At 61.8% G+C, this 16509-nt stretch carries 16 protein-coding genes; 6 read left to right on the forward strand and 10 right to left on the reverse strand.

From position 1 onward, the window contains the following. Nucleotides 1-76: 76 nt before the first annotated feature. Nucleotides 77-1645 carry a carboxylesterase/lipase family protein gene (locus ACKAMS_RS28440; protein WP_256065407.1) on the forward strand — a complete coding sequence of 523 codons (1569 nt, stop codon included), beginning with the start codon at nucleotides 77-79 and terminating at the stop codon, nucleotides 1643-1645. On the opposite strand, the gene ACKAMS_RS28445 is transcribed toward ACKAMS_RS28440, so the two are convergent. Then, a complete protein-coding gene (locus ACKAMS_RS28445) occupies nucleotides 1638-2912 on the reverse strand; it encodes an MFS transporter (protein WP_020908357.1) in 1275 nt (424 codons plus the stop codon). The two genes, ACKAMS_RS28440 and ACKAMS_RS28445, sit on opposite strands and share 8 nt — an antisense overlap. 122 nt (nucleotides 2913-3034) lie before the next feature. Then, on the reverse strand, nucleotides 3035-3304 hold the full coding sequence (locus ACKAMS_RS28450; RefSeq protein WP_408989901.1) for a GNAT family N-acetyltransferase: 270 nt from the start codon (nucleotides 3302-3304) through the stop codon (nucleotides 3035-3037). A 575-nt stretch (nucleotides 3305-3879) separates the two neighbouring features. Here ACKAMS_RS28450 and ACKAMS_RS28455 point away from each other — a divergent pair. Further along, nucleotides 3880-4206, forward strand: coding sequence for a hypothetical protein (locus tag ACKAMS_RS28455; protein WP_003941297.1), 327 nt, complete (start codon nucleotides 3880-3882; stop codon nucleotides 4204-4206). A gap of 57 nt (nucleotides 4207-4263) precedes the next feature. On the opposite strand, the gene ACKAMS_RS28460 is transcribed toward ACKAMS_RS28455, so the two are convergent. After that, on the reverse strand, nucleotides 4264-4887 hold the full coding sequence (locus tag ACKAMS_RS28460; RefSeq protein WP_020908354.1) for a Type 1 glutamine amidotransferase-like domain-containing protein: 624 nt from the start codon (nucleotides 4885-4887) through the stop codon (nucleotides 4264-4266). 34 nt (nucleotides 4888-4921) lie between these two features. After that, a complete protein-coding gene (locus ACKAMS_RS28465) occupies nucleotides 4922-5740 on the reverse strand; it encodes a maleylpyruvate isomerase family mycothiol-dependent enzyme (RefSeq protein ID WP_020908353.1) in 819 nt (272 codons plus the stop codon). Between the two features lie 191 nt (nucleotides 5741-5931). On the opposite strand from ACKAMS_RS28465, the gene ACKAMS_RS28470 reads away from it, so the two are divergent. Further along, on the forward strand, nucleotides 5932-7470 hold the full coding sequence (locus tag ACKAMS_RS28470) for an AMP-binding protein (RefSeq protein ID WP_408989902.1): 1539 nt from the start codon (nucleotides 5932-5934) through the stop codon (nucleotides 7468-7470). Nucleotides 7471-7561: 91 nt separating this feature from the next. Here ACKAMS_RS28470 and ACKAMS_RS28475 read toward each other — a convergent pair whose 3' ends face one another. After that, complete coding sequence (locus tag ACKAMS_RS28475; protein ID WP_264613055.1) at nucleotides 7562-7723, reverse strand: hypothetical protein; 162 nt, start codon at nucleotides 7721-7723, stop codon at nucleotides 7562-7564. 273 nt (nucleotides 7724-7996) lie between these two features. On the opposite strand from ACKAMS_RS28475, the gene ACKAMS_RS28480 reads away from it, so the two are divergent. The 3 genes from ACKAMS_RS28480 to ACKAMS_RS28490 are packed head-to-tail and all read left to right on the forward strand — an operon-like array spanning nucleotide 7997 to nucleotide 10886. Beyond that, nucleotides 7997-9136 carry an NAD(P) transhydrogenase subunit alpha gene (locus ACKAMS_RS28480; RefSeq protein WP_041815059.1) on the forward strand — a complete coding sequence of 380 codons (1140 nt, stop codon included), beginning with the start codon at nucleotides 7997-7999 and terminating at the stop codon, nucleotides 9134-9136. Further along, nucleotides 9136-9459, forward strand: a complete 324-nt coding sequence (locus tag ACKAMS_RS28485; protein ID WP_003941319.1) for an NAD(P) transhydrogenase subunit alpha — start codon at nucleotides 9136-9138, stop codon at nucleotides 9457-9459. The genes ACKAMS_RS28480 and ACKAMS_RS28485 overlap by 1 nt, the downstream gene beginning before the upstream one ends. Next, nucleotides 9459-10886 carry an NAD(P)(+) transhydrogenase (Re/Si-specific) subunit beta gene (locus ACKAMS_RS28490; protein ID WP_021344886.1) on the forward strand — a complete coding sequence of 476 codons (1428 nt, stop codon included), beginning with the start codon at nucleotides 9459-9461 and terminating at the stop codon, nucleotides 10884-10886. Before ACKAMS_RS28485 ends, ACKAMS_RS28490 begins: the two co-directional genes overlap by 1 nt. Nucleotides 10887-11244: 358 nt before the next feature. Here ACKAMS_RS28490 and ACKAMS_RS28495 read toward each other — a convergent pair whose 3' ends face one another. The 5 genes from ACKAMS_RS28495 to pdhA are packed head-to-tail and all read right to left on the reverse strand — an operon-like array spanning nucleotide 11245 to nucleotide 16441. Further along, nucleotides 11245-11898: a hypothetical protein gene (locus ACKAMS_RS28495; RefSeq protein WP_021344885.1), complete on the reverse strand. Its 654-nt coding sequence runs from the start codon at nucleotides 11896-11898 to the stop codon at nucleotides 11245-11247. 29 nt (nucleotides 11899-11927) lie between these two features. Continuing rightward, entirely contained in the window at nucleotides 11928-13133 is a 1206-nt protein-coding gene (locus tag ACKAMS_RS28500) for an MFS transporter (RefSeq protein WP_019749231.1), read from the reverse strand. A 10-nt stretch (nucleotides 13134-13143) separates the two neighbouring features. Next, a complete protein-coding gene (locus tag ACKAMS_RS28505; protein ID WP_408989903.1) occupies nucleotides 13144-14379 on the reverse strand; it encodes a dihydrolipoamide acetyltransferase family protein in 1236 nt (411 codons plus the stop codon). Next, complete coding sequence (locus ACKAMS_RS28510; protein ID WP_134999605.1) at nucleotides 14376-15356, reverse strand: alpha-ketoacid dehydrogenase subunit beta; 981 nt, start codon at nucleotides 15354-15356, stop codon at nucleotides 14376-14378. Before ACKAMS_RS28510 ends, ACKAMS_RS28505 begins: the two co-directional genes overlap by 4 nt. After that, nucleotides 15353-16441, reverse strand: a complete 1089-nt coding sequence (gene pdhA, locus ACKAMS_RS28515; protein WP_204856365.1) for a pyruvate dehydrogenase (acetyl-transferring) E1 component subunit alpha — start codon at nucleotides 16439-16441, stop codon at nucleotides 15353-15355. Before pdhA ends, ACKAMS_RS28510 begins: the two co-directional genes overlap by 4 nt. Nucleotides 16442-16509 lie beyond the last annotated feature (68 nt).

Consider the following 16509-nt stretch of genomic DNA (forward strand, 5'->3'; position numbering starts at 1 on the left):
AGTCGACGCACATCGGCCTTATGTTGGTACGTTTGGTCTTGTTTGCCACACGCGCGGGTCGGGAGGGGATTCAGACATGGAGACCGACGTTCGACCGAATCTCGGCGAGGACGGAACACTCGTGATCCGTGCCCGCGGCGGAGATGCCCGCGGGTATCCGGATGGCGGAATATTCGCGTGGAAGGGCATGCCTTACGCAGCAGCGCCGGTGGGCGAACGGAGATTCCGCGCGCCGCAACCCGCTGAGCCCTGGGACGGGGTGCGCGACTGTCGTGAGTTCGGGCCGATCGCGCCGCAGGGCCAGAGCCCGGCGGTTCCGATCGATCGGGCCTTCAAAATCGACGAAGACTGTCTGTCGATCAACGTGTGGGCCCCGCGCCCCGACGGCACGCCGCGACCGGTGATGGTGTGGATTCACGGCGGCGCCTACTGCCTCGGGTCCGCCGCCCAAACGATCTACGACGGCCGTCATCTGGCTGAAACCGGTGACGTCGTTCTCGTCTCCTTCAACTATCGCGTCGGTGCCCTCGGATTCCTGGACCTGTCTGGATTCTCCACCGCGGATACCGTTTTCGAATCGAACTGTGGTCTGCGAGACCAGATTGCGGCACTCGAATGGGTTCGAGACAACATCGACGCCTTCGGGGGTGATCCGAGTGCGGTGACGGTGTTCGGTGAGTCCTCCGGCGCAGGATCCATCACGACGCTCATGACCTGTCCGAGCGCCGAAGGTCTGTTCCATCGTGCGATTGCCCAGAGTCCTCCCGCGACCTCCGTCTACGGGGCCGAGCGCGCCAAGACCGTGGCGGAGCGGTTTCTCGAACTGCTCTCGATCGACCCTGAAGACGCAGGCGATCTGCTGACCACGGATCTGGAACTGCTCGTCAAGGCAAGCGATGACCTGGTCAACGAAATTCCGACCCGGATTCCGGGAACTTTGGCGATGGCACCCGTTGTCGATCGTGATCTGGTGCCGCACTACCCGGTTGCGGCTTTCCAGAAGGGTTACGCGCACCGAATCCCACTGATCATCGGTTCCAACAAGGACGAGGCGTCGATCTTCAAGTTCATGAAGTCTCCGCTGATGCCGGTGAGCGCGCAGTCGGTCGAGGCCATGCTGCAACTGCTGGCGGATGATCACCCAGACATCTCCGCGACCAAGCTTGCCGAGATCATGTCGGCTTACCCTGATCACGCGAAACCGAGTGGCGCGCTGGCACTGTCGCGGGACGCGGCGTTTCGCATGCCGACTCTGTGGATCGCCGACGCTCACTGCAGGCATTCCCCTACGTGGGTCTACCGCTTCGATCACGCGACGCCGATGCTCAAGGCGGCGCGGATCGGTGCGGGCCACGCGACCGAATTACCTTATGTATTCGGCAATTTCGGAACCCTGAACGTCGACCCCACGTTCTGGCTGGGTGGACGGAAAGCTGCGATGGAGGTAGCCGGCCGTATTCAACGGCGATGGTTGGCCTTCGCGCGGCATGCCGTGCCGGCAGCTCTCGACGGTTCGAAGCACTGGGCGCCGTACGAGGAAGAGAGGCGGTCGACGCTGTTGATCGACTCGGCTGACACCCTCGTCAGCGACCCCGATCACGGACTGCGCGTCGCCTGGGGCAACGACGTGATGGGGTTCAACTGACGTCGGTCGAGTGTCGCGGACGATCCAGTTCGCGAAGCACCGGCAGGGAGGCACAGACTGCGGCGATCAGGATGATCGGAATCGACAGGGCCACAAAGGTCGACGCGATTCCGAGTTGATCGAGCAGAGGGCCGACCGCGAGGTAGCCCAGCGGGCCGGCGGCGTAGGCCGTCGACGTCATGACACCGACGACGCGTCCGCGCATGTGCTCCGGGCTGTGCGTCTGCATGGCGTAGTTGGCGATCGGGCCGACTGGTCCGTAGACGAGCCCCTGCAGTCCGGCGAGCACGAGGATCACCCACAGCGGAGGTAGAAGCGCCATGGCAAGCATCGCTATGCCGAGAACGGCGACGGCAAAAATCATGATCAGTCGCCGGGACATGATCGGTGCCAGCGGAGCGTAGGCGAGAGAGCCGATGATGCCGCCGATCGCCAATGCCATCAGCACCGATCCGAGTTGCGCCGGTTGATCCAACTCTGTGAAGTACACCGGGAACACGACACTCTCCACCGGCATGTAGAGCGCGACGACGGCCATGTCGATCAGCGCCAGAGTGCGCAGCAGTTTGTTGTTCCAGACGAACCGAAGACCGTCGAGTGTGCCGTGCCAGATCGATTTCGGACGATGTTCGTGTTCGGGGACTCCGGCGCCAGGAAGGCGGATGAAGGCAACCACGACTATCGAGAACACAAAACCAGCCGCCGTCACCCAGAGCGTGTTCACCGCCCCGATCGTTGCGATCAGGACACCGCCGATGCCAGGGCCGATCAGATATGCGACGTTGAAATTGGCCTCGTACACGCTGTTGGTGCGATCGAGCTTCCACTTGGCGGTCCGAGTTGCTGCAGGCAGCATGGACTCCCTCGCCGCCATTCCGGCGGGGTCGAACACCGCACCGAGCGCGGCCAACGCCGCGATCACCGGGATCGTCAAGCCCGCGGTGGCCGCGATGATCGGGATCGCCGCTACGGACATCGCCGAAAGAGCGTCGGAAATCATCGACGTTCGACGGCGTCCGAATTTGTCGACGAATGTCCCCGAGAACAGGCTCGACACGAGTAACGGAATGGCCGCTGCGCCGGCAACTATCGCCGCGTCGGTAGCCCGGCCGGTTCGTTCGAGAACAAGCCAGGGGAGTACGACGATGGCGATACCGTTGCCGATCGCCGAGAACAGCGTCGCGAGATTGACGAGGACGAGAGGGAGATAGCTGGGGGTAACTACGTCCTCGGATGCAGGTGGGCGCCGATCTGCTGAGGCGACCACGTTCTTTCCTTCCCCGAGATGGTGCCGACCAGGATTTCGAGAGTTTCGACGACGGCACCATCGACGCTAGCAGCGGGGGTTGCAGGTCCGCGAGTGATTTTTCGCGGACCGTCCTCGTTCGGTTATGCCTGGTAAACGGGGTTCTCTGCAACAAACTTCTCGACGTACGAGCACGTTGGAAGGATCTTCAATCCCTCGTTCCGGGTCTGATCGAGCGCTTCACGCACCACGATGGCGGCAAGCCCGCGCCCGCGAAACTGTGGGTACGTCACCGTGTGGTGGAAATCACGGACATCGGAATGGTCCGAGTACTCGGCAAAACCGGCCAGTTCGCCGTCGACACGGATCTCGAAGCGCGTTTCCGCGGAGTTGTGCGCCACTGTCTCGGTCATCTTCGGGCTCCGTTTCGAAAGGGCGGCCGGTTGCGGCGCGCCGCGTCTGCGTTCTGTGGAGCCACGCTACCTGGCAGGCGGTCCGCAATATCGCTTGCCGGCGTGAGTTCCGTTACTTAGCGCAACTACAACTGGACGACCGTTCAAGGGATCTTGGTCGTGTCGGATCAGGAAGAAAACTGGTCTGTACGTGCCGATTTGCCCGTACTTTTGTGCCCACATTGGGTGATACATATGCATCGCGATCGTAAACATCTCAATATGTGGGACTCGTCACAAAGTTTTTTGTCATCTGTTCGGATGGATTAAGTGGAGGGCCTGAAACGGGCAAATTGCAGGTCAGCGGGGCGCTGATTGCGTGCCGGCGAAGGGTGCGAGCGCCCGGAAACCCCAGGGGTATTGCCTTGGTCATCAGATCGTTTCTCGGACGTGATCCCAAAGACCCGCTTGGGGGGTTAGCGTTTGAATCGTCGGGGATAGAAGAAGCGTTACAACTTCGCCAAAAAAACTTTGGCGCGGCTTCGCAACGGTTCGATTTCGAGTCTTCGTCGGACAACTTCGAGGAAGGAACGCACATGATTTTCGGGCAGCGTGAGTCGAACAGTTACTTTGCCGCAATTTTTTCGTACGACTTCCTTGACGAAGGTCTGGGATACGAGACCATCGCACGGATCCACCGGGGCGAGATCTGCGAGTGGATTCGCGATCTCGAGGCGTCCGGGTTGTTCTCGGCTGCGGAGGTCCATGCCGCCGAACTGGCATGGCGCGAAAATCCGCGCCTGCTCCTCGACGCCCTTCTCGAGGACGCCGACGAGGTCTCGGTCAAGCGCTGGGAGATTGCGTGGACGAGGCTAGAGCGTCAGTCGCCGGCAGCAGGAACCGCGGTGGCAGAGCACGGCTGATCCAGTCGGGCCGAGTCGACTGCCCAGTCTGCGTCAAGATCAACCGTCTGCGTCAGATCAGCGGTCGACGACTATCACCTCTTGATCAGTAAGCACGGTGAATTGCGCGCCAGCAGTGGTCAGCGCTGCGACCGTCCGCGCGGTCACCTGCGGATCTTCGAGTAACGAATCGCCGCCGTGCGGCACTATCGCGAAGTCGACCAGCGCGAGCCCGGACCAGATCGGGTCGATACCGCACGTAGGCGTGACTTCAGCGGGGTCGTCCGACGCATCGAGCCCGATCAGAGTCGGAGTCGCCAGACACGCTCCCGCGCTGTATCCCGCATAGGCCACGAGGCCCGAACGAACCAGCATCTCGATGACCCGATCTGCGCCGCTTCGGGCTAGCTGAGCTCGCAGGACGAACGTGTTTCCGCCGCGAACCCACAGGCAGTCGAATTCGCGAAGCCGGACTTCGAGTGCTTCCGGTGCCCCCAGGAAGTCTCGGACGTCAACTTCCTCTGCCGTGAAGCCCGCGGCCCGCAATGGGGTCAATTCGCTTGTCACTGCCGAACTGCGGGCATTGACGGGCCACGAATCTGCAGCCGCGGCGATCACCGCTATGCGCGCGCCGCGGCCTACAAGATCGACAAAAGCCTCGCGGTGGTCGCCGAAACGGTAGGACGAGAGAAACAGTTTCACTTCTCAGTACCTTCGCGACCTACCCACCCAGCTCTCAAATCGTGAACGCCAGATTGTCGACGACGCGTGCGCCCACCGTGGTGTCGCCGCGAAGTGAGATGTCGGTTCGATGATCGGACGCGTGGACGCGGCCACCGGCAATCCGGGTGAAGAGCGGTGAGCTCATCGAGATGGTCGTGGTCGCCGGACCGTCGAGCTCCGGGACGAGCGTTGCACGCGCATCGACCGAGATGTGAAGTGAACGGGCAAGTGGCCCTTCGAGTTCGAAAGTGATCCGTGCTCCCTCGGGTGCCTTTCCTCGTTTCCCGACGACAAATCCGAGCGCGCTGGTGATTTCGCCGAATGCAGTCTCCGCGCGCAATCCGCCTTCCTCGCCCGGAATGCCGACTGCATCTCTGATGTCGAGTTCGTGCATCCAACAGTCGAAGGTCCGAATGCGCATGAACCGGCCATAGGGCGCAAGACCGACTGGTGTTTGTGTCTCGGCGTCCCAGTCTGCGCCCGTCATCGAGCGAAGAGCGTCGGCTCGCGTGGCAGTGATATCGCGATAGTGGGCCAACAAGTCCGCGTGCGGCGTCCGCCTCAGGCCTTCGACCCAGCGCTCGTTGAACGCCGCAATCTCGTTGTGGACGTGAGGCAATGCGTGCACGTCCAGGTCGATCGACGGCGGATTGATGCCCGCGAGCAGTGATTCCGTACCGATCAGGTGGGACACGATGTCATGGACCGTCCACCCCGGAAGGTTGGACGGTGCCAACCACTGGTCACCGTCGAGTTCGGCTAGCAGTGCGTCGATGACTCTCCATTCCTCGGTCAACGCGTCGACTACTGCGTCCTGGGGCCAACCACTCATGCGGACATCTCCTGTTTCGGACGGTGCGGTTCTCCTCACTGTATGTCGCGCCGGATAAGTGAGCGGGCATTCCCATGGTTCGAGTCGGTGTCGCCAAACATCCGAGGGAGGCAGAGTTCCTGTGGTAGACCAGGATTGTCGACGCCGAAGCAGGCTCACGCGGCGTTGTCGTCACCGACAGAGGAGTCTTCGTGTTTCCAGGAAATTTTGTCCAGTCCACCCCGGACAAGCCCGCCGTCATTCGCCCGTCGACGGGTGAGTCCATCACCTATCGGGAACTCGACGAACGGTCGACGCAGTTGGCGCGATACTTCCGAAGTGTCGGTGCCAAGCCTGGGGACCACGTCGCTCTCATCTCGAACAACGATCTCCGGGCGTTCGAGGTGTACTGGGCAGCATTGAGATCAGGTCTCTACATCACTGCGGTGAACTGGCATCTCACGGCTGCGGAGACCGCCTACATCGTCGACGACTGCGAGGCGACAATTCTGGTGGCGTCGGGTCAGGCGTCGACAGCAGTTCCGTTGGACGAGAAGCTGATTCCGCGCGTGCGTCACCGATTGGTGTACGGCGGCGCCCTCGAGGGTTTCGACGACTACGAGGATGCGGTCGATGCTCAGTCCGCCGATCCACTCGACTCGCAGCCACGTGGGGCTGACATGTTGTACTCGTCCGGAACCACCGGCAGGCCGAAGGGGATCAAGGGAGACCTTCCGGAGGGCGAGGTGGACACCACCATGGATCCGTACACCGCGGTGTTCGCGCCGATGTACGGGTTCGATTCCGACACAGTCTATTTGTGCCCGGCTCCGGTCTATCACGCGGCGCCCCTGCGCTTTTGTGGCGTGATCAATTCGGTCGGCGGAACCGTGATCTTGATGGATGCATTCGAAGCCGAAACCGCGCTGGAGTTGATCGGTAAATACGCTGTGACGCACAGTCAGTGGGTACCGACGATGTTCGTTCGAATGTTGAAACTTCCGAAGGAGACCCGCGATCGTTACGACGTTTCGACGGTGAAGGTCGCCATTCATGCTGCTGCTCCTTGTCCGCCTGAAGTGAAGGCGGCAATGATCGACTGGTGGGGGCCGGTGATCCACGAGTACTACGCCTCGACCGAGGGTTCGGGCGCCACCTTCATCAACAGCGAGCAGGCCTTGGCGCATCCGGGTTCCGTCGGTCGTGACGGAGTGATGGGGATCGTGCACATCTGTGACGACGCCGGGCGTGATCTTCCGGTCGGCGAGATCGGTACCGTGTTCTGGGAGCGGGAGACTCTGCCATTCCGGTACCACAACGACCCTGAGAAAACGGCTGCCGCGCAGCATCCGGATCATCCGACGTGGACGACGAGTGGAGATATCGGCTATATCGACTCCGAGCGTTTCCTTTATCTGACCGATCGTGCGGCATTCACGATTATCTCTGGTGGCGTCAATATCTATCCGCAGGAGTCCGAGAACATCCTTACCTTGCATCCGAAAGTGTTCGACGTGGCGGTCATCGGTGTTCCCGATGAAGAAATGGGCGAACAGGTCAAGGCGGTTGTCCAACTGGCGGAGGGAGTCGAGCCGAGTGCCCATGTCGCCGAGGAATTGCTGGAATACGTTCGCAGCCAGATTGCACATTTCAAAGCTCCGAGAAGCATCGACTTTGCCGACGAATTGCCTAGGACCGCGACAGGAAAGCTCGTAAAGCACAAGTTGCGGTCTCAATATGTGAGCAGTTGATCCTCCGGTGAAATACTAGGACATCAGAGTAATTCTGCGAGATAGTCGGCAAGGACCTGCGCGTGGCTGTATGGCAGGTCCTTGCTTGCTGTCAGTAGAACAACGGGTCGAGAATCCGATGCCGGTGCGATGCGTACTGCAGGTTTTCGCGTTTGACGCCGCGCGGCCAGAGTTGGTCGATGAGAAGCCCGACGGCGTTACATTCGGAAGCCGGTTCGTAAACTCCCTCGACGGTGATTATTCGGCGCGTCATTTCATGCCTTTTCGTCTTTCGGCCGTTTCAAATAGTGGAATAGCCCGCCATTCGAGTGTGATCGGCGCCACAGTAGGCTTCTCAAGGTATGTCCAAACATACTGTTCGGACTCGATTCAGATGGAGAAAGTGCGTCGTCGGTTTCCCTACGCCGCGGTAACTCTGGCTACTATCAGTCACCATTCACCCAAAAGCGGGTCATCTTCCGCTCATCACATGCTGGTTGCCGCTCGTCGCAGCAGGCGAACCACCAACCGCAGAAGGTAATGGAAAATGGAAACATCGAAGAGCGCACAAGTGCGTCCGACGGTCGGCGTCCCTCGAGAATCGAGTGATGGTGAGCGTCGGGTCGCATTGGTGCCGAAAATTGTGTCCGCTTTGATCGGCAAGGGCGTCGACGTGGTCGTCGAGTCCGGGGCCGGTCTCGGGGCGTTGATTCCCGACGAGTTGTACACCGCTGCCGGCGCGAAGATCGGCGATCCGTGGACTGCTGACGTCGTGGTCAAGGTTGCGCCCCCGTCGACAGAAGAGATCGCCCGGATCAGTACCGGCGCGAAGCTCATCGGTTTCCTGAATCCGCGTAATGCGGACAACCGCATCGCCGAGTTGAAGGCCGCCGGCATCGAGGGATACGCCGTGGAGGCGATTCCTCGTATCTCCCGCGCGCAGGTGATGGACGCGTTGTCTTCGCAGGCGAACGTGTCCGGGTACAAGGCTGTTCTGTTGGCAGCATCGGAGTCGACGCGGTTCTTCCCGATGCTCACCACCGCTGCAGGCACGGTGAAGCCTGCGACCGTTCTGGTGCTCGGAGTGGGTGTGGCAGGTCTGCAGGCGCTGGCGACAGCCAAGCGCCTCGGTGGCCGCGCTACCGGGTACGACGTGCGTCCTGAGGTCGCCGACCAGGTGCGTTCGGTGGGTGCACAGTGGCTCGACCTCGGAATCGATGCGGCGGGTGAGGGTGGATACGCCCGCGAGTTGACCGACGACGAGCGAGCGAAGCAGCAGCAGGCACTCGAAGATGCGATCAAGGGCTTCGACGTTGTGATCACCACTGCTCTGGTTCCGGGTCGTCCGGCGCCGCGCCTGGTCACCGCTGCCGCGGTCGAAGGCATGAAGCCGGGCAGTGTCGTGGTCGACCTCGCGGGTGAAACCGGTGGTAACTGCGAGCTGACCGAGCCGGGTCAAACCGTCGTCAAGCACGGCGTGACCATTTGCTCTCCGCTGAATTTGCCGGCGTCCATGCCTGAGCATGCGTCCGAGTTGTACTCGAAGAACATTTCCGCGCTGATCGAACTGATGCTCGTCGATGGCGGGGCGAGCGAAGCGACGGGGAATGTTGCTGCATTGGCGCCTGATTTCTCCGACGAGGTTCTGGCCGGTGCGTGCGTCACCCGTGAAGAGAAGGGCGCCTGATGTACACATCACTTCTGGCGAACATCGCGATCCTGGTGTTGTCCGGGTTCGTCGGTTTCGCTGTGATCTCCAAAGTTCCGAACACCCTGCACACCCCGTTGATGTCCGGCACGAACGCCATCCACGGCATCGTCGTCCTGGGTGCGTTGGTCGTCCTGGGCAAGGTGCACGATCCCTCGATCGGGTTGCAGATCATCTTGTTCGTCGCGCTCGTCTTCGGAACCGTGAACGTTGTCGGTGGTTTTGTGGTCACGGACCGCATGTTGGCGATGTTCAAGGCCAAGCCGGCCGCCAAGTCTGTGTCGAAGGATGGTGACCAGTAATGGAATACCTGGTCAATGCGCTCTACATTGTCGCGTTCTCGATGTTCATCTACGGCCTCATGGGCCTTACCGGCCCGAAGACCGCAGTCCGCGGCAACCAGATCGCCGCGGTCGGCATGCTCATCGCCGTCGTTGCAACTCTGATCTCCATTCGTGATGCGGAAATGGGGAACTGGATCCTCATCGCTGCCGGCCTTGTCATCGGTGTCGTGCTCGGCGTCCCGCCGGCGCTCCGCACGAAGATGACGGCCATGCCGCAGTTGGTGGCACTGTTCAACGGTGTCGGCGGCGGCACGGTCGCGTTGATCGCGTACGCGGAATTCCTGGACTCGGACGGGTTCACCGCTTTCCAGCACGGCGAGTCGCCGACGGTGCACATCGTCATCGCTTCGCTCTTTGCCGCGGTGATCGGATCGATCTCCTTCTGGGGCAGCGTGATCGCGTTCCTGAAGCTGCAGGAAACTCTGCCTGGTCGTCCGATCGGAATCGGTAAGCTCCAGCAGCCGCTCAATGCTCTGCTGCTCATTGCCGCCGTCGCATTCTCGGTAATCATCGGTGTCAAGGCGATCTCACCGGAAGGCCCGACCAGCTCACTGTGGATCGTCGGCGTGCTCGTACTCTCGGGCATCCTCGGACTGATGGTCGTGCTGCCCATCGGCGGCGCGGACATGCCCGTCGTCATCTCGCTGCTCAACGCTCTGACCGGTTTGTCAGCTGCTGCTGCAGGTTTGGCGCTCAACAACCAGGCGATGATCGTCGCCGGCATGATCGTGGGTGCTTCGGGCACCATCTTGACCAACCTCATGGCCAAGGCCATGAACCGGTCCATCCCGGCAATCGTGGCCGGCGGCTTCGGTGGCGGCGGCGAAGCGCCGTCCTCCGACGGCGTCGTGCGCACGGCAAAGGCGACCTCGGCCGCCGACGCGGCTATCCAGATGGCCTACGCCAACCAGGTCATCGTCGTACCCGGATACGGACTTGCCGTCGCGCAGGCTCAGCACGCGGTCAAGGACATGGCGAAATTGCTCGAGTCGAAGGGCGTCGAGGTCAAGTACGCCATTCACCCGGTCGCCGGCCGTATGCCCGGTCACATGAACGTTCTTCTCGCAGAGGCGGATGTCTCGTACGACGCGATGAAGGAAATGGACGACATCAACGACGAGTTCTCTCGTACCGATGTCACCTTGGTGATCGGCGCGAACGACGTCACCAACCCGGCGGCGCGCAACGATCCGAGCTCACCGATTCACGGAATGCCGATCCTCAACGTCGACCAGTCGAAGTCGGTCATCGTGCTCAAGCGTTCGATGAACTCCGGTTTCGCCGGTATCGAGAACCCGCTCTTCTTCGCCGAGGGCACCTCGATGCTCTTCGGTGATGCCAAGAAGTCGGTCTCCGAAGTAACCGAGGAACTCAAGGCGCTGTAGCGCTCGAGCTCGGAAGGGGCGTCCACTCGTAACCACGAGTGGGCGCCTTTTTCATGTCCCTGTGCTGAAACGGCTTCTTGTGCTGAAACGACAAAGGCGCCTGGTCCGAGACGAAACTCGGAACAGGCGCCTCTGGCGACGTTTTACGGGACCTCGGGGGTTTCGGGGTCGGAAGAGAAGCCGGAAAGTAGTTCGATCAACTTCTGGATCAGTTCGAGCGGGTTCAGATCTTCGAGGCTCACGGTAAAGACTCCTTCGCTGTGGAACTACTTGATTCGGACATTTCAGAACATACGTCATGCCCCGCCGTCGCGGGAGGGCTTAACGGCGAGAATCTCTGAATCACAAAGATTTAGGACTAAAGTCGGATGCTCCGGTGCCTCGAGAACGCGATTGCTGCCGTATCCGGGCGTAGCGCTTCACGTTTCGCGGCGATGGGCGATCGTGCCATCAAAATGGCTGCAGCACAGGCCCATACCAGAGCGATCAGAACGCCAGCTATCACTCCGAAAAGGCCGCTCAACTCGGCGGCCAGTGCGCTGGCACCGATCGCAGCAACCCCCACGAATCCGAGACCGGCGACCACCGGACGCCACTGCGGGGCGGAGATCAAGATCGCCGAGCAGTACAGCGCGGTCGCCGCTGCCACGTGACCGCTGGGCAACAGGTCCTGGGGCACATCGGGGAGCCAGGAACCGAATGCCGCGTTGGTGAGATTGGCGCCCATTCCGAGGAGCAGGATCGCGCCGATGCCGTATGGCAGTCCGCGGACCATCGAGACGACGGCCAGAGCAGTAGTGGCTGCGAGTACAGCGGTGACGTCGAATCGGCCTACCGTCCACTCGGCAAGTGCGCGCACCTGTTCGGGGACGCTCACCACAGGCGAGGTGGGTCGCACGAAATACAAGACGCCCAGCGCTACGACGGCGATCGCAGCAAAGACGAGGAAGCGAGTGGTTGTGGAGGGAGCGGGGTGCTGGGTGGAGGTCGAGACGGTCACGAGTACCAGCATCCCTGTTGAGTCTGTGCCGATCGTGAGGATCAGCTGTGAGGTCTGTAGGCGGTCGGAGAATCGCGCCGAACGACACCCGCACAAGCCGCTGCGACCAGGACGCATGCAAACGGGATCAACATTGCTGTGGTGAGAGGCACAAGCGTGGTGACCCAGCCGATGGTTGCCGGACCGGCGAGGAATCCGATGTATCCCATGCCGACGACGCGAGACATGTTGGTGCCGGCCGAACCTGAGCCCAGATTTCCCGCCGTGGTGAAGATCTGCGGAATGCATCCCGACAGGCCGGCGCCGAACAGGGCCCAACCGAGCAACGTCAGTGGTAGCCAGCCCGACACCACGACGGTCAGCATTCCGATGGACGAGAGCAACGCACCGTAGCGAACCACTGCCACCGGGCCGACTGCCGCGCTGATCCGATCCGCGGTGAATCGGCCGACGGTCATCATGGCGGAGAATGCACCGAACGACAGTGCAGCAACGGCATTCGAGACACCCAGATCTTCCTTGACCTGCAGTGCGCTCCAGTCGTTTGCCACTCCCTCGGCCAGCATCAGAACAAAGGCGAGGGTTCCGAGGGCAAGTACGCGAGCCGAGAATCTGCCGTGTGTCTTTCCGGTAGTCGACGCGGTTTCGGCATGCACGTCGACGTGAGGGAGCAGGGGTCGCGAGCACAACCAGACCGCGAGCAAGCCGATTGCCGACGCGATGCTGAGCGTGACGTACGGCGGAAGATCCAGTGCGAGAGTGCCGAATCCGATGACGGACCCTAATACGCCGCCGACCGAGAACATGCCGTGAAAGGCCGCCATGATCGGGCGCCGGTACAACTGTTCGGCCTCGACAGCCTGCGAGTTCATCGACACGTCCAACGCGCCGTTCGCGAAGCCGAATACAACAAGTGCAGCGCCCAGTTGCCAGGTGTTCGTGGCAAATCCCGGGCCGAGAGTGGCGAATGCCAGCCCGCTACCCGCCAGGATGACCATGCGCCTGCTGCCGTATCGATCGGCGAGCGGACCGCTCAATTGCATACCGGCAATGGCTCCGACAGCAAGAAGGAGAAGCAGTGAGCCGAGCGTCGAGTGACTGATTCCCACACGGTGTTCGATGGACGGAATGTGGACGACCCACATCGCGAGCAGAAATCCGTTGATGCCGAAGATGCCGAAGATGCCGGCCCGGGCGCGTACCAGGGCGGAGGTGGGGACTACTCGGTCGGTGGGGTTGACGCTCACTCGTTCCTTTTTACAGGTGAGACAGCAACAGGTCCGGGTCCGCGAGCATCTGTGCGACAAATGAGAGGAATCTCGCGGCCTGCTCACCATCGAGTATCCGGTGGTCGAACGTCAACGTCAGTGTCGCGACGCTCCGCGCTTCGATCTTGCGCTCGATTACCCAGGGACGCTCGCTCACTGTGCCCAGGCAAAGGATGACGGCTTCTCCCGGATTGAGGAGCGGAATGCCCCCGTCGACGCCGAAGACTCCGACATTGGTGATCGTGACGGTTCCGCCGGTCAGGTGATGGACGTCGGTCACTCCCGCGCGGGCAGCGACGGTCAGTTCGGTCACCGCGCGTGCAAGTTGGACCAGGCTCAGCGTCTCGGCGCTTTTGATGTTGGGCACGGACAGTCCACGTTCGGAGGCGACGGCGATGCCGAGATTCACGTGATCGTCGATGACGGCGTCGCCGCGGGCCTCGTCCCAATGCGCGTTCACCATCGGGTGCGACGAGATCGCCGTAACCAAGGCCTTGGCCGCGAGAGTCAGCGGAGTGAGAGAAAGCCCGGTGAATGCGTCCGAGGGACGGAGCCTGCCGAGTAGTTCCATCGAAGGCGTGACATCGGCGGTGAGGAAGACGCTGGCCTGAGGGGCACGGGTACTGGCGACCATCGCCGACGCCATCTGTTTCCGCATGCCGGACGAGACCGGATGTTTCTGCATACCGGATTCGGCCGGCCGCGGAGCTTCATTCGACGCGGCCTTCAAACGAAGCGCGTCTGCGACGTCCGCTGCCGTGACGGCACCGTCGAATCCACTTCCGGTGATTTCGCTCAGATCGATGCCGGCTTCGCGGGCCGCGCGCCGCGCCGAGGGTGTTGCGGGCCGACGCTTGGTACTCGCCGCGGATTGCGAGTGTGGCGTGATCCTGCTCCGTCGTCGGCTCGGTCTCTCGGCCGCGGGTCCGTATCCGACCAGCACGCTCGGAGACTGTGAATCACTTGGAGACGGTGAATCTGCAGGCTCCTCGATACGGATGATCGGAGTGCCGACCGGGACGGTAGAGCCAGGTTCGACGAGGAGTTCTCTGACAACGCCGACGTAGGGCGACGGCAGTTCGACAAGAGCTTTGGCTGTCTCTACCTGGGCGAGAACTTGATTGAGTTCCACCGTGTCGCCGACGCCGACCGTCCATTCGACCAGATCGGCGGACGTCAGGCCCTCGCCGAGATCCGGCAACCGGAATTCGTGCCCTGTACTCATGCTGCCAGCGTCCGGTCGAGTGCTGCGAGGATCCGGTCGGCGTCCGGAAGGTGAAATCGCTCGAGCTTGGCGGGCGGGTAGGGGATGTCGAATCCGGTGACCCGCAGGATCGGTGACTCGAGCTGATAGAAGCAGTGTTCCGCGACGTGTGCTGCGATTTCGGCGCCGACGCCGAGAAAACTCGGCGCCTCGTGGACGACGACCAGCCGTCCTGTCTTGTTCACCGACGCCTCGATCGTGTCGAAGTCGATGGGGGAGAGTGAACGCAGATCCACGACCTCCAGATCGTGGCCTTCTTCTTCTTCGGCGATCCGCGCGGCGTCGAGCGCGGTGGCGACCATGGATCCGTACGCAACTACTGTCGCGTCGTCTCCAGGGCGAGCGACGCGGGCACGGTGGAGCGGAAGCTCAGGCGCGGCATCGGTATTCACGTCGGCGGTATCCCAGTAGCGCCGTTTGGGTTCGAGGAATATCACCGGGTCGTCGGCCGCAATGGATTGGCGGATCATGTGAAAACCGTCGATCGGATTGCTCGGGTACACCACCCGCAGTCCCGCAGTGTGAGCGAAGTACGCTTCCGGCGACTCCGAATGATGTTCCACCGCACCGATTCCGCCGCCACTGGGAATCCGAATCGTCAGTGGCGCAGAGGCAGTGCCTCGGGTGCGGTAGTGGATCTTGGCCACCTGCGAGACGATCTGATCGAAAGCCGGGTAGACAAACCCGTCGAACTGAATTTCGCAGACAGGCCGATATCCGCGCAAGGCAAGACCGAAAGCTGTTCCCACGATCCCTGATTCGGCGAGGGGCATGTCGATCACCCGAGTATCGCCGAAGTCCTTCTGCAGGGCGTCGGTAACCCGGAATACACCGCCGAGACGGCCCACGTCCTCTCCCATGATGACAACGCGACGATCGTCTTCGAGTGCGCGTCGAAGGCCGGTGTTGAGCGCGGTCACGAGATTCATGACGGTCATGACGAAGCCCCTTCCATGCTGCGGAGATACGCGCGATGCTCTTCGCGTTCAACGTCGATCAGTGGGTGTGCCTCGGCGTAGACGTGATCGAAGAGCGCTGACGGGGGTGGATCGGCGAGCGCGATGGTCGCGCGTCGCAGTCCAGCTGCGACGTCGTCGGCCGCCGCCGCGATGGTGCTGAGTTCGTTTTCTCCGAGAAGATCGCGACGGCCGAGGAACAGACGCATTCGCTCGAGCGGATCGCGGCTTCTCCACTCCGACATGTCCGTATCGGCGCGGTACCTGCTCGGATCGTCGGACGTCGTGTGCGGGCCCATTCGGCAGGTGATCGCCTCGATGAACGTCGGGCCGCTGCCTTCGCGTGCGCGATTGAGCGCCGAGCGCGTGACTGCGAGAACGGCGAGGACGTCGTTGCCGTCGACGCGGATCGCGGGGATGCCGTAACCGATCGCCCGATGTGAGATGGGCGTGCGTGACTGGAGGGATACCGGTTCACTGATGGCCCACTGGTTGTTCTGGCAGAAGAAGACAACGCCGACACGGAAACTGGCGGCAAATCCCATCGCCTCGGCGATGTCGCCCTGACTTGTGGCGCCGTCGCCGAAGTACGCGATCGTTGCGATCTCGGCGCCGTCCAGGTGTGCGCCGAGTGCGTATCCGGTGGCGTGCAGCCCTTGGGAGCCGACGACGATCGCCGGATTGGTGACGTTGAATTGTTCTGGATCCCAACCGGAATGGGAGATTCCTCGCCACATGGTGGTCAGCAATTCGGGGGGAACTCCCCGGCAGTACGCGACGGCGTGTTCGCGGTAGCTGGTGAACGCGAAGTCGTCTGGGGCGAGCGCTCTCGCGGAACCGACCTGGGCGGCTTCTTGGCCCAGCATCGGAGCCCACAAACCTATTTCGCCTTGACGCTGCAGGGCAACAGCTTCGGTGTCGATTCGGCGACTCACGACGAGATCGCGATACAACGACAGCAGTTCGTCAGGCCCGATGTCTGTTATCAGACGGTCGAATTCGGGACGGCACACTCGTGCGCCGTTCGGTTGGATGAGTTGGACCGGATAATCGAGGTTGTCGATCATCTTCGCTCACCTCGGTTTCTTCTCATGCCCGGCGCGCCTCGTGAGTACGCCGCACAATCCCGATGTGT

Source organism: Rhodococcus sp. 5A-K4 (genome assembly GCF_046097995.1).
Taxonomy (GTDB): Bacteria; Actinomycetota; Actinomycetes; order Mycobacteriales; family Mycobacteriaceae; genus Rhodococcus_F; species Rhodococcus_F erythropolis.

Bases quoted from the DNA above. Each gene is read 5' to 3' on its own strand.
- ACKAMS_RS28440 (WP_256065407.1), top strand. From the start codon at position 77: ATGGAGACCGACGTTCGACCGAATCTCGGCGAGGACGGAACACTCGTG.
- ACKAMS_RS28450 (WP_408989901.1), bottom strand. From the start codon at position 3,304: ATGACCGAGACAGTGGCGCACAACTCCGCGGAAACGCGCTTCGAGATC.
- ACKAMS_RS28455 (WP_003941297.1), top strand. From the start codon at position 3,880: ATGATTTTCGGGCAGCGTGAGTCGAACAGTTACTTTGCCGCAATTTTT.
- ACKAMS_RS28465 (WP_020908353.1), bottom strand. From the start codon at position 5,740: ATGAGTGGTTGGCCCCAGGACGCAGTAGTCGACGCGTTGACCGAGGAA.
- ACKAMS_RS28475 (WP_264613055.1), bottom strand. From the start codon at position 7,723: ATGACGCGCCGAATAATCACCGTCGAGGGAGTTTACGAACCGGCTTCC.
- ACKAMS_RS28480 (WP_041815059.1), top strand. From the start codon at position 7,997: ATGGAAACATCGAAGAGCGCACAAGTGCGTCCGACGGTCGGCGTCCCT.
- ACKAMS_RS28485 (WP_003941319.1), top strand. From the start codon at position 9,136: ATGTACACATCACTTCTGGCGAACATCGCGATCCTGGTGTTGTCCGGG.
- ACKAMS_RS28490 (WP_021344886.1), top strand. From the start codon at position 9,459: ATGGAATACCTGGTCAATGCGCTCTACATTGTCGCGTTCTCGATGTTC.
- ACKAMS_RS28495 (WP_021344885.1), bottom strand. From the start codon at position 11,898: ATGCTGGTACTCGTGACCGTCTCGACCTCCACCCAGCACCCCGCTCCC.
- ACKAMS_RS28505 (WP_408989903.1), bottom strand. From the start codon at position 14,379: ATGAGTACAGGGCACGAATTCCGGTTGCCGGATCTCGGCGAGGGCCTG.
- ACKAMS_RS28510 (WP_134999605.1), bottom strand. From the start codon at position 15,356: ATGACCGTCATGAATCTCGTGACCGCGCTCAACACCGGCCTTCGACGC.
- pdhA (WP_204856365.1), bottom strand. From the start codon at position 16,441: ATGATCGACAACCTCGATTATCCGGTCCAACTCATCCAACCGAACGGC.